The organism is Vibrio sp. TMPB1044, from assembly GCF_030442075.1.
Taxonomy (GTDB): domain Bacteria; phylum Pseudomonadota; class Gammaproteobacteria; order Enterobacterales; family Vibrionaceae; genus Vibrio; species Vibrio satsumensis.
This window is the reverse complement of record NZ_JAUJED010000078.1, coordinates 229,834-241,765: the sequence shown is the minus strand read 5'-3', so window position 1 is coordinate 241,765 and position 11,932 is coordinate 229,834. Positions and strand designations below refer to the sequence as shown.

Sequence of the window (11,932 nt, the reverse complement as noted above, 5' to 3'; positions counted from 1 at the left end):
AGACCATTAATCAATAACGTCTAGTTTTGCTCTTCACGCTTGAAGACAAGCTCTTTCGCGTTCGACTCTTCTTCAACGAAGTAGTAACCCGCCGTATCAAACTGGGTCAGCGCTTCAACCGAGTCAATCTTGTTCTCGATAATGTAACGAGCCATCATGCCACGCGCTTTCTTGGCGTAGAAACTGATTACCTTGTACTGACCATTCTTACAGTCTTTAAATACTGGGGTAATCACTTGGCCATCCAAGTTCTTCGGCTTCACGGCTTTAAAGTATTCGTTCGATGCTAGGTTGATCAACACATTGTCGCCTTGAGCATTCAACGCTTCATTTAGCTTGTCTGTGATGATGTTACCCCAGAACTGGTACAAGTTAGTACCACGAGCATTCGCTAAGCGTGTACCCATCTCTAGGCGATATGGCTGCATCAAATCTAACGGCTTAAGCAAACCATATAGGCCAGAAAGCATGCGCAGGTGGTTTTGTGCGTAGTCAAAATCTTCATCCGATAGCGTTTCAGCGTCTAGGCCAGTGTATACATCGCCCTTAAAGGCTAGGATTGCTTGGCGTGCGTTGTCTTGGGTAAAGGTCTCGCTCCACTGCTCAAAGCGCGCTACGTTCAACCCTGCGATTTTATCGCTGACTTTCATCAGTGCAGAAATATCGACTGGCGTCAGCTTACGGCACTCTTCAATCAACTCAGCAGAGTGTTCAACAAACTCAGGTTGACTAAAGCGTTCCGTCGCTAATGGTGATTCGTAATCAAGTGTTTTGGCTGGAGAAACGACAACTAACATAACTTTACCCTAATCGGTTATCTAACTGGATGCTGCTAGAGTATAGAAAAAACATCAACTTGTCTTTATGACTCTTCCTATTGTTTCGATAGGAAGAATGAGCTTCGATAGACAGAATGAGACAAATGACAGGCAAAGAAAAAGGCTAAGGTCGAAACCTTAGCCTTTCTAATCACTTTAGGATGAGCCGTTTATCGCCCCAACAAGATTACTTCTTGTTGTTGTCCCAAATACCGTCTTCCAGCTGAGACTTAAGCTCTGGGAAGTCATTCGAATCGAATGTTGGTACTTTACCCGCGTCTAGTTGGCGGTTGTAGTCTTTCGCTAGCTTAATCACGATTCCTGATAGCAGGATAATCGCCACCAAGTTAACAATCGCCATTAGGCCCATTGATACGTCAGCCAGTGCCCATACCGTTGGCAGTGTCGCTAGAGAACCGAACATAACCATACCCAGAACAACGATACGGAACAGCACTAGGCCTTTCTTGTTGTTGTGCTCAAGGAAGATAAGGTTCGTTTCAGCGTACGAGTAGTTTGCAATAATTGAAGTGAAAGCGAAGAAGAAAATCGCTACCGCTACAAAGATGCCGCCCCATTCGCCCACTTGTGCTGTTAGCGCACGTTGCGTTAGTTCGATACCCGTTACTTCACCGTGTGGTACATACTCACCAGACATCAGGATGATTGCAACTGTTGCTGAACAGATAACAATGGTATCCATGAACACGCCTAGCATTTGCACGTAACCTTGTGATGCTGGGTGCGGTGGGTAAGGCGTAGCAGAAGCTGCTGCGTTTGGCGCAGAACCCATACCCGCTTCGTTCGAGAACAAACCACGTTTGATGCCGTTAATCATCGCTTGTGCGATTGCGTAACCTAGGCCACCCGCAGCTGCTTCTTGCAAACCGAATGCACTCTTGAAGATAAGAGCCAATACTTCAGGCACTTTCTCAATGTTCGCAAACATCACGTACATAGCGATCGCTAGGTAAGCCAATGCCATGATTGGAACGATGATTTCTGCAGTACGAGCAATCTTACGGATACCACCGAAGATAACGAATGCAGAGATAATTACGATACCAACACCAACGTAGCTACGCTCAAGGTCAAATGCTGTGTTCATTGCGCTTGCAATCGCGTTTGCTTGAACCGCGTTGAATACAAGACCAAATGCAATGATTAGGAAGATAGAGAATAGAACCCCCATCCAACGCATGCCTAGGCCTTTCTCCATGTAGTATGCAGGGCCGCCGCGGTAGTTACCGTCGTTATCACGCGTTTTGTATAGCTGAGCCAGTGTGCTTTCAGCAAACGATGTTGCCATACCTAGCATTGCGATTAACCACATCCAGAAGATAGCACCCGGGCCACCAGCGGTTAGTGCTACAGCAACACCGGCCATGTTACCCGTACCTACACGAGCAGCGAGACTAGTACAAAGAGCTTGGAAAGAAGAGATACCAGCACTGTCTGCTTTACGGCTGTTCTTTAGAACAGAGAACATGTGGCCGAAATGGCGGAATTGAATGAAGCCTAGTCGTACAGTGAAGTAGATACCCACACCAACCAGTAAGTAAACTAAGATAGATCCCCAAAGGAGATCGTTCATCAAATTGATTAAGTCTGTCACGTGAACCTCGTAATTGAGTTTAAGCACCGATCATGCTTCCTAGCCTTCCTCTTAATCGCCTATGCCTCTGTCAATGTTGTGTCGGCACTCTTGTTATATTCTTGCGGCGATTGAGACTGTAAATGTCGCTTCATGCATCCATTTTACGTATCAGTGTATTTTTTGACGGGCGGATAATGCAGCGAGACGGCCTAAAAATCAATATGCAAATACACTTATATTAAAATGACATTTCACTAATAACACACCTTTTGTTAACACAACTTTCAACAATGCAGCTCAATAAAAGTCACATTATCGGGACATAATATCAACAACAGCCATGGCACCGCCCCAACAAGAACATCATCCTATAAAAATGACGTCAGCCTAGGTTTTACAAGGTATAGTGAAGATATTCGTTTTTTTCTAGGCCAATGATATCCCTATACCGCACGACACCATATACACTTCAATGCATTGTGATCAAAACGCTATTCCATTCGCACAATGAATTAACATTCAATAACCCCCAATTTAATCGTTTACTTAGGTTTGTTTGCTTGTTTTTTGCACATAAAAATTCTCACAATGTGTGAGCATGCATGAGAAAACAGAACAAAAGCTTCATAGATTTGAAACAAATGAGAAACAAATCAAAGTTATTGTAAACCTAAATATGATATTTATTGGTTCGTAAGAACTAGTCCCACGGAAGGAGATATGGCTTATGGATAGCTTTCAATTCGATGAAGTATCAGAACTAGAAATGCCTCGTGTAACTCAAAAATCACGCTCAAAACCACTCAAGCGTAAGTGGCGTGAAATCGAAGCCATCAACGATCGTAGACAGCTTGAAAAAGAGCTGAGAGAAATGAATCTAGGACTCGATTTTAGCCTAGACGATATAAAGCTTTAATCAGCACGATAAGAAATCAGATAGCAAAAGGCACCTATTTAGGTGCCTTTTTTAGTTGATGAGGTGACATTTCTCCCTGTGAGTCGATTTGAAATCCCAGTTATCAGAGAAAGCCCCTCTACTATAGAGGCAACTGCCGACTCACTAAACGCACTCTTGTTCATTTTGTCGAACACGGGCTGCGAGTTGACGATACTGATCAGCAATGGTCTCTCCAAAGACAGGGTCATCTTCCGGTTGAAGCCATTGAGATTCAACTTCTTGCCAATCTTTCACCGTGAACGCCTCAACAATCATTGGTAACACATGCTTCTCTTCATATTCCATATGCTTTCGCTGAGCTTTAACAAACGCTTCAAGCTGCTCAATAAAGACTTGCTGAGGAACCACCGCATCTTGAAGGATCATATCGACCACTCCTAAAAAGTCCGCCGTTTTCTCAGAAAGCAATTGATGCTCTAACTCCAAGTCTTCAATCACTTGGTCACCGCCATACTGTTTAAGGTAGTAGCGATAAATAACGTCTTCTTTTGGGTGATGGACCTTCTCTGAATGATTCATCAGGTAATCAACCACCTCAGCGATCAAGCTATAGTTTATTTCTCGCTCTTGTTTTAGAAGCTCTAACTTATTGTTGAGTATCGCGAGCAAACGAGCCATATAGCCATGCTCTCGTCTTATCCTTTCAATCATCATAGTATTGCACTCCATTACACCTACTGTTTATAAGTGTATACGAAGATGCTCATTTATGATTTGACTCTGCTCAGAAAATCACCAACCTACACTTCTGTTGGTAAACGCCAGTCAATAGGTTGTTGATCCATATAAGAAAGTAACTTGTTAGTTGTTGAGAAGTGCTGACAACCAAAAAAGCCACGACGGGCGGATAATGGCGATGGATGAGGCGCAATCAACACATGGTGCTTACCTACATCGATCGCTTGTCCTTTCTTCTGGGCGTGTGCACCCCATAATAAGAAGATGATAGGTTCAGAGCGCTGATTGAGCTCAGCAATGACGGCGTCGGTAAAGATTTCCCAGCCACACTTCGCATGTGAGTGTGCTTTTGCTTCTTCTACTGTAAGGACCGTGTTCAACATCAACACCCCTTGCGATGCCCAAGAATCGAGATAACCATGACTAGGAATCTCAAAGCCCTCTATATCTTGAGCAAGCTCTTTGTACATATTGCGTAGAGAAGGTGGGATTTTCACGCCAGGAAGCACTGAGAATGCTAAGCCATGAGCTTGGTTAGCACCGTGATAAGGATCTTGCCCTAAGATAACCACTCGTACAGATTCAAAAGGCGTCATGTCAAAGGCACTGAATACCTGATCTTGTGGCGGGTAGACTGTTTTCCCACTATTACGTTGCTGTTCAACAAACGCGAGGATACTCTCAAAGTACTCTTTGTCACGTTCATCATTAATAATGGATTCCCAAGTCTTTGGTGTGCTCATCGTTTTACTTCCCAATCATCAAGGTTTCTAGGGGCTTTCGCCAGACAAAAAAATAGCGGTATCGGCTAACTGTCCTAAATAAGGCTCTAGTTATACCTCATACAGCTATCAATAAACATGATGTGCAGGGTTCGCTTGTTGATGAATCATATTAATGGGTTCAATTTAAGTTTATCTCGGTTAGCCACTCTTCTGGGGAGTACGATGGTGACCATGACTATGGATGTGACGGTTCGGTGCTGGCAGACGCGCTGCAGCATGGACTGTTGAAGAAGCACTTGGGGTATAAGTTATAGAATACATAATGGCACCCTCCTCTATTATTACAGTGAACTACATATTCAACTAAACACTATGAAAGAAAGATGCCAATTTTAGGAGTAGAAGAAAATTATTTTTTTCTCTATATATTACGCTTCTTCACTCACTTCCATTGCTGAGCGATGAAACATTCTAAGTTGTTGAATTTCCTCTTTCCAGATCGTCGAATCAATGGTTTCTAAGATGAGAGGGATACCATTAAAGCGAGAATCCGAAGCAATATACTCAAAACAGTCCCAGCCAATTTCGCCTTTTCCTAAAGAATGGTGTCGATCGACTCGACTCGCGAACTCAGCTTTTGAATCATTGATGTGCATTGCTCTTAGATAGTGCATACCCACAATGCGGTCGAACTCTGCAAAAGTATGCTCACACGCCGCTTTTGTACGTAGGTCGTAACCAGCAGTAAAGGTATGGCAAGTGTCTAAGCACACACCAACACGTGACTTATCTTCTACCTGATCGATAATCTCTGCTAGGTGCTCAAACTTCCAACCAAGGTTAGTGCCCTGCCCTGACGTATTCTCGATCACCGCGATCACATCAGGAACCGCTTGATGAGCGAGATTGATCGATTCAGCGATCTTTGCCAAGCATTCGCTTTCTGAGATTTTCTTTAAATGACTCCCAGGATGAAAATTCAAAAGCGTTAAGCCAAGTTGATTACAACGCTCCATTTCATCAATAAAAGCCGCACGTGATTTCTCTAGCTTCTCTTCTTCTGGTGCTCCTAAGTTAATAAGGTAGGAGTCATGAGGAAGAATGTGTTCAGCGCTAAAACCTAACATTTTGCAATTGGCCTTAAAGGCGCTGATTGTTTTAGCTTCCAATGGTTTTGCAGCCCATTGTCTCTGGTTTTTGGTAAACAGTGCGAACGCATTAGCGCCAATCTCACGAGCACGCATAGGCGCCTGATCGACACCACCAGCAGCCGACACATGAGCGCCAATAAACTTCATATTTGTTTCCGGTTTTGAGGATGAATTATTGTTTGTCATTAAATCACTTTACACTTTCAGAATGCTTAATAAATAAAGGGTCGTATCGGTTGCAGGTCAATAAAAACACAACAAATGTAGTAAACTTACAACAAATATGACTGTTAAATATTTTTTATACTTTAAAATATTTTGTAATTACTTTGTTTTCAAAGGTTTTATTGATTTGCCTCAATATAATTACCTTTGTAAAAATATGGTTTTTGGTTGTTTTTTGACTTAAATCAATGATAACCTCATGGGTATTAGGTATATATTACCCAGCTCAATAAAAATCGAAAGTTAACACCATAATCAAACCACATTCAGTGGACTAGGAGATAGTTATGATCCAAGGTATTCAAATTACTAAAGCAGCAAACGATGACCTACTAAACTCAATCTGGCTACTAGATAGCGAGAAGAATGAAGCTCGTTGTGTTGTTGCTACTGCAGGTTTCGAAGCTGACCAAGTTATCTCAGCTGCAGACCTAGGCGAGTACGAAAGCCGTGAAGTTGCAATCGAAGCAGCACCACGCATCGAAGGTGGTCAACACCTAAACGTTAACGTTCTTAAACGTGAAACGCTAGAAGATGCAGTTGCTCACCCAGAGAACTACCCACAGCTAACAATCCGTGTATCGGGTTACGCTGTACGTTTCAACTCTCTAACAACTGAACAGCAACGTGACGTTATCGCACGTACGTTCACTGAGTCTCTATAATTTTTAGAGCTTAAATTAGAATACAAAAACGGCGCTCATTGAGCGCCGTTTTTATTTGTTCGAAAAACAAATGGACGTTACGGTTGAACTCGACGAAGCACTGCTTTTAGCGCTTCAAAATCGTTATCAAGATCTTCAGACAACAACTCCATTGCCGCGTGTTTTGCTAGCGGGCCAGGCAGTTCGATATCAGAACCTAGGATGTCATCAACCACTTCTTTGAATTTCGCTGGGTGTGCTGTACACAGGAACAAACCAGTTTCGTTCTCTTGCAGTTGCTCATCCAATAGACGGTAAGCAATCGCACCATGTGGTTCACATAGGTAACCTTGTGCTTTTAGGTCACGTACTGACTCAGCGCTCTGCTCGTCAGATACTTTACCTTTGCCTAATGTATCTAAGCCCCAACCTTTCAGTTGGCAAAGCTCTTCAATACGAGGCCAGTTATTTGGTTGGCTTACGTCCATCGCGTTCGATGTTGTCGCAACGGTCGGTTTTGGATCCCATTGACCTGTTTCTAGGTAGCGAGGAACCGTGTCATTTTCATTGGTTGCTGCGATGAAACGCTTAACAGGTAAACCGAGTGCTTTAGCCAATAGACCAGCCGTTAGGTTACCAAAGTTACCACTTGGTACAGAGATAACGAGGTTTTCACGCTGCTCTTTAGTCAGCTGAGAAGCCGCTTCAAAGTAGTAACAGATCTGAGCCATTAGACGACTGATGTTAATAGAGTTTGCCGAGTTAAGACCAATCTCTTTACGCAGTTCTGCGTCATCAAATGAGTCTTTAACCAGAGCCTGACACGCATCAAAGTCACCATCGATAGCGACAGTGTGAATGTTCTTACCCAGCGTACAGAAAAGCTTCTCTTGCAATGGGCTGATCTTGCCTTTCGGGTAAAGAATCACAACATTGATGTCTTCCATGCCGTAGAAAGCATGCGCAACCGCCGCACCAGTATCACCTGATGTTGCTGTTAAGATAGTGATTTGACCACCATCTGAAACGGCTGCTAAAGACTGAGCCATAAAGCGGCCGCCGAAATCTTTAAACGCCAGTGTTGGACCGTGGAAAAGCTCAAGCGCGTAAACGCCATCTTTTACTTGGTTGATTGGAGCAGGGAATTGGAACGCTGCATCCACCATTTGGTCGATCTGTTCTTTTGGTAGTTCATCGCCAATCAATGCTGACAGAATCTTTGAGCTACGAGGGACAAAGTCCTCTGCTAGCAGCGCATCGATATCATCAAACTTTGGCAGCTCAGATGGAAAAAATAGACCTTGATTACGACCTAAGCCTTGACGAACGGCTTGGCCAAAAGAGACTTGCTCGTCATTTTCTTTGATGTTGTACAGCTTCATAACTCACTTCCTGTAACGATCGAACCTTGCTTATCTAAGCGACAAACGTGAACGAATCCTTCTTCATTTTGTACGTAATTTTGTTCTAACCAGCGTGCAACACGCTCGGCGACATCTTGTTCTTTGCAAATGCTAAATAGAGTTGGGCCACTACCAGAAATACCAGTAGCCAATGCACCTGCCGACAGCGCGTATTTACGAGCGTTAGCAAACCCTGGAAGCAGTTTCTCACGATATGGTTCAGCGATCACGTCTTTGATCATCTTCGCCGCCAGTTCAGGTTGACCTGAGTGACACGCGTGGATAAAGCCCGCTAAGTGGCGACCATGAGCAATGATATCCTGACGACGGTACTGAGATGGTAGGATCTCTCTCGCTTCTGCCGTTGAAACCTTAATGCCCGGATAAGCCATCACCCAGTACCAATCATCAAAACATGGGACTTCTTGGCTAATGATGCCTAGCTCTTCAAGCATTAACTGCACACCACCAAGATAACATGGTGCAACGTTATCATAATGGATACCGCCTGAAATCTTACCTTCCATTTCGCCCATCAGAGCAAGCAGTTCCGTTTCATTCAGTGGTTGACCGTGAAAACGGTTTAGCGCATCAAGTGCCGCTACGATTGAGCATGCACTTGAACCTAAACCAGAACCAATAGGCATGTTCTTTTCGAGTGTCATTTCCAAAGGCTTTAGCGCTACGCCTTTTTTATCAAGCTCTCTAGAGAACACCACCCAGCAGTCGTAGACGATGTTTTCTTTGGCTTCAGTCGGCAGCTTAGAAACAAAGCTGCCTGCTGTTTTAAGTGAGAATGGTTCATCACCTGCTTTAACCATAACTCGGTCACCCAGCAGTGTGCCATCCACTGGAGACACAGCGGCCCCCAGCACATCAAACCCTACACTGACATTACCGATTGATGCAGGAGCATAAACGACAACATCCATATCACTTGAACTCATTCCTAAACTCCTAATTTCCAACCAAGAGTACGCATCACATCAGAGAATACGCCTGCTGCTGTTACTTCAGTACCGGCACCGTAGCCACGAAGTACTAGCGGGATTGGTTGGTAGTAACGGCTGTAGAATGCCAACGCGTTCTCGCCATCTTTAATCTTGAACATTGGGTCGTCGCCATCAACAGCTGCGATACGAACCTTACATTTACCATCAGCAATCTCACCAACATAACGAAGTACTTTGCCTTCTTCTGCTGCGATAGCTGACTGCTCTTGGAAGTAAGCATCTGCTTCTGGCAAGCGAGCCATGAACTCTTCAACCGTACCTGAATCGTCAAAACCTGGTGGTAGTGCTTGGTCTACTTCAACGTCTTCAAGTTCAAGTGCCATGCCGGCTTCACGAGCAAGAATAAGCAGCTTACGCGCCACATCCATGCCTGATAAATCATCACGTGGATCCGGTTCAGTAAAGCCATTATCTTTAGCAATGTTGGTTGCTTGGCTCAGTGTCATGCCTTCATCAAGCTTACCGAAGATGTAAGACAGTGAACCAGAAAGAATGCCGTTGAACTTCTCAAGCTCATCACCTGCAGAGATAAGGTTCTGAAGGTTTTCGATTACCGGTAGACCTGCACCTACGGTTGTTTCGTACATCAGCTTACGACGTGAGTTACGCGCAACTTCACGCAGCTGATGGTAGTAAGCCATGCTTGCTGTGTTTGCTTTCTTGTTTGGTGTTACCACATGGAAACCAGCCGCTAGGAAATCAGCGTACTGCGCAGCAATATCTTCACTAGACGTACAGTCAACCAATACTGGGTTGATGATATGGTTACGTTGAACCAGAGCCGCTAAACGCGCAAGGCTGAATTCTTCAGTCGCACTCGACATACGGTCACGCCACTGCTCTAGAGGCAAGCCTTCACTGTCTAGCAACAAACCTTTGCTGTTTGCTAAACCACATACGCGAATCACGATGCCTTTTTCAGCCAGTTTGCCTTGTTGACGTTGGATCTGGTCAACAAGCTCGCCACCAACACCGCCAACACCCACAACGAATACGTCAAGGAAGTGCTTAGAGTTGAATAGGTTCTCGTGACACGCCTTGATAGCTTCAGAAATCTTGTCTTCAGGGATAACCGCAGAGATAGCACGCTCTGAAGAACCTTGAGCAATCGCAACGATGTTCACGTTCACTTCAGCTAAAGAAGAGAAGAACTGAGAAGCGACACCGCGTGAAGTACGCATACCGTCACCCACCAGCGTTACAATCGCTACGTCGTCCATGAACTCAACGGGCTCTAGTAGGCCATCTTTAAGTTCAAGTTCAAACGCGTCTGACAACACTTGTTTCGCTTTCACTTTGTCAGCCGATTCAATACAGAAGCTGATGCTGTACTCAGAAGAAGATTGAGTAATAAGGACAATAGAAACGCCAGCCGAAGACATCGCGCCGAATACGCGGCTTGCCATGCCTACCATGCCTTTCATACCAGGGCCTGATACGTTAACCATTGTTAGGTCACTTAGCGTAGTAATACCTTTGATTGCTAGGTTATCTTCGCCAGTGTCTTGACCAATCAAAGTACCCGCACCCTGTGGATTAAAGCTATTTTTGATCAGACAAGGAATATGGAATTGCGCGATAGGTGCGATAGTCTTCGGGTGTAGAACCGAAGCACCGAAGTAAGAAAGCTCCATCGCTTCTTGGTAGCTTAATGACTTAAGAAGACGAGCATCATCGACTAAACGTGGGTCACAGTTGTAAACGCCGTCTACATCTGTCCAGATTTCACAGCAATCAGCACGCAGACATGCAGCTAGCACTGCTGCTGAGTAGTCAGAGCCATTACGGCCAAGAGTGACCAATTCGCCTTTATCATTACCGGCAGTGAAGCCCGGCATGATGTTAACGTGACCTTGTGGAAGTGGCGATTGACGGAAGTTCTGAGTAGACACATCCACATCAACCATAGCTTCAAGGTGATCACCTTTAGCGTATAGGTATTGAACTGGGTCAATCAGGCTTGCTGGTTGGCCTTTTGCTTCAAGTACCGCTTTCATTAACTGGATAGAGATTCGCTCACCTTTACTGATGATGCGAGCATTGACGTGGTTCGGGCACATACCAAGTAGGTTGATGCCGTTCACGAACTGCTTTAGCTGAGCAAGAGAGGTATCAACCTGCTCTTGGAACGCAGTACCATCAATAGAAGGTACAACCGCTTTAATCTCTGCAAACAGCGCAGCGAATGAAGATTCGATCTCTGTAATCTGTGCGTCTGCTTCACCATTTTTCAGTGCAGCTTCAATAACAGCGACCAACTTATTGGTTGTTTTTCCTGGAGCCGATAGTACAACGGCTAGCTCTTCTTGCTGGGCATTATTAGCGATGATATCCGCCGCTCGTAAAAAACGATCTGCATCAGCTAATGATGAACCTCCAAACTTTAAAACGCGCATCCCTTTCTCCATAAGTCATAAAAATGGTACAAAAAAAGGCCTGTATCTTGTTGGATACAGGCCTTTTTTTTAAAATCCGTTACTTAGCAGCCTGCCCCAACAATGTTAATGTCGGTAATAATAATGGTTGTGGTCATTACTAGGTGGCTTACGTGCTGCATATCAAATTCTCTGCTTGTGCTTTACTCTACGTGTATCAATTTTTACCACTAGACGTCAATGAAAAGTTGCGTTTTTTTTACATTCGCACCATTTTTCAGAGCAAACCATCATTTTAGGGATAAAACACCCTGTATTAACCTTCAATTAAGATACTGAATTCAC

The 11,932-nt window shown here is 44.3% G+C and carries 11 protein-coding genes and 1 other annotated feature; of the genes, 2 read left to right on the top strand and 9 right to left on the bottom strand.

The window, feature by feature from the left end; translation table 11 throughout:
- Positions 1 to 20: 20 nt before the first annotated feature.
- Positions 21 to 797 carry a peroxide stress protein YaaA gene (gene yaaA, locus QQ041_RS23345; protein ID WP_048606773.1) on the bottom strand — a complete coding sequence of 259 codons (777 nt, stop codon included), beginning with the start codon at positions 795 to 797 and terminating at the stop codon, positions 21 to 23.
- 208 nt (positions 798 to 1,005) lie between these two features.
- A complete protein-coding gene (locus QQ041_RS23340) occupies positions 1,006 to 2,433 on the bottom strand; it encodes a sodium:alanine symporter family protein (RefSeq protein ID WP_146490578.1) in 1,428 nt (475 codons plus the stop codon).
- 709 nt (positions 2,434 to 3,142) lie between these two features.
- On the opposite strand from QQ041_RS23340, the gene QQ041_RS23335 reads away from it, so the two are divergent.
- Positions 3,143 to 3,331 (top strand): DUF3545 family protein, encoded by a 189-nt coding sequence (locus tag QQ041_RS23335; RefSeq protein WP_017059319.1) that lies wholly within the window; start codon positions 3,143 to 3,145, stop codon positions 3,329 to 3,331.
- Between the two features lie 144 nt (positions 3,332 to 3,475).
- On the opposite strand, the gene QQ041_RS23330 is transcribed toward QQ041_RS23335, so the two are convergent.
- From QQ041_RS23330 to nfo, 4 genes are all read right to left on the bottom strand, one after another.
- Entirely contained in the window at positions 3,476 to 4,027 is a 552-nt protein-coding gene (locus QQ041_RS23330) for a hemerythrin domain-containing protein (RefSeq protein ID WP_285955159.1), read from the bottom strand.
- 86 nt (positions 4,028 to 4,113) lie between these two features.
- A complete protein-coding gene (gene ung / locus QQ041_RS23325; RefSeq protein ID WP_146490548.1) occupies positions 4,114 to 4,794 on the bottom strand; it encodes a uracil-DNA glycosylase in 681 nt (226 codons plus the stop codon).
- Positions 4,795 to 4,974: 180 nt separating this feature from the next.
- Positions 4,975 to 5,097, bottom strand: coding sequence for a hypothetical protein (locus tag QQ041_RS23320; protein ID WP_261383420.1), 123 nt, complete (start codon positions 5,095 to 5,097; stop codon positions 4,975 to 4,977).
- A 107-nt stretch (positions 5,098 to 5,204) separates the two neighbouring features.
- Positions 5,205 to 6,113: a deoxyribonuclease IV gene (gene nfo, locus QQ041_RS23315; protein ID WP_146490547.1), complete on the bottom strand. Its 909-nt coding sequence runs from the start codon at positions 6,111 to 6,113 to the stop codon at positions 5,205 to 5,207.
- Positions 6,114 to 6,439: 326 nt separating this feature from the next.
- Between nfo and grcA the strand changes: the two genes are divergently transcribed.
- Positions 6,440 to 6,817 carry an autonomous glycyl radical cofactor GrcA gene (gene grcA, locus QQ041_RS23310; protein ID WP_017059315.1) on the top strand — a complete coding sequence of 126 codons (378 nt, stop codon included), beginning with the start codon at positions 6,440 to 6,442 and terminating at the stop codon, positions 6,815 to 6,817.
- A gap of 77 nt (positions 6,818 to 6,894) precedes the next feature.
- On the opposite strand, the gene thrC is transcribed toward grcA, so the two are convergent.
- Genes thrC through thrA form a run of 3 tightly spaced genes read right to left on the bottom strand, consistent with a single transcriptional unit; the run spans position 6,895 to position 11,608 of the window.
- Complete coding sequence (thrC, locus tag QQ041_RS23305; protein WP_285955158.1) at positions 6,895 to 8,178, bottom strand: threonine synthase; 1,284 nt, start codon at positions 8,176 to 8,178, stop codon at positions 6,895 to 6,897.
- Positions 8,175 to 9,131, bottom strand: a complete 957-nt coding sequence (gene thrB, locus QQ041_RS23300) for a homoserine kinase (protein WP_285955184.1) — start codon at positions 9,129 to 9,131, stop codon at positions 8,175 to 8,177. The genes thrC and thrB overlap by 4 nt, the downstream gene beginning before the upstream one ends.
- A 17-nt stretch (positions 9,132 to 9,148) precedes the next feature.
- The gene (gene thrA / locus QQ041_RS23295) at positions 9,149 to 11,608 is read right to left on the bottom strand and encodes a bifunctional aspartate kinase/homoserine dehydrogenase I (protein WP_285955157.1); all 2,460 of its coding nucleotides are present in this window, start codon (positions 11,606 to 11,608) and stop codon (positions 9,149 to 9,151) included.
- Between the two features lie 29 nt (positions 11,609 to 11,637).
- Positions 11,638 to 11,756 (bottom strand) — a sequence feature (Thr leader region).
- Positions 11,757 to 11,932: the final 176 nt, after the last annotated feature.

Bases quoted from the DNA above. Each gene is read 5' to 3' on its own strand.
- QQ041_RS23335 (WP_017059319.1), top strand. From the start codon at position 3,143: ATGGATAGCTTTCAATTCGATGAAGTATCAGAACTAGAAATGCCTCGT.
- yaaA (WP_048606773.1), bottom strand. From the start codon at position 797: ATGTTAGTTGTCGTTTCTCCAGCCAAAACACTTGATTACGAATCACCA.
- thrA (WP_285955157.1), bottom strand. From the start codon at position 11,608: ATGCGCGTTTTAAAGTTTGGAGGTTCATCATTAGCTGATGCAGATCGT.
- QQ041_RS23330 (WP_285955159.1), bottom strand. From the start codon at position 4,027: ATGATGATTGAAAGGATAAGACGAGAGCATGGCTATATGGCTCGTTTG.
- thrC (WP_285955158.1), bottom strand. From the start codon at position 8,178: ATGAAGCTGTACAACATCAAAGAAAATGACGAGCAAGTCTCTTTTGGC.
- QQ041_RS23320 (WP_261383420.1), bottom strand. From the start codon at position 5,097: ATGTATTCTATAACTTATACCCCAAGTGCTTCTTCAACAGTCCATGCT.
- thrB (WP_285955184.1), bottom strand. From the start codon at position 9,131: ATGGATGTTGTCGTTTATGCTCCTGCATCAATCGGTAATGTCAGTGTA.
- grcA (WP_017059315.1), top strand. From the start codon at position 6,440: ATGATCCAAGGTATTCAAATTACTAAAGCAGCAAACGATGACCTACTA.
- nfo (WP_146490547.1), bottom strand. From the start codon at position 6,113: ATGACAAACAATAATTCATCCTCAAAACCGGAAACAAATATGAAGTTT.
- ung (WP_146490548.1), bottom strand. From the start codon at position 4,794: ATGAGCACACCAAAGACTTGGGAATCCATTATTAATGATGAACGTGAC.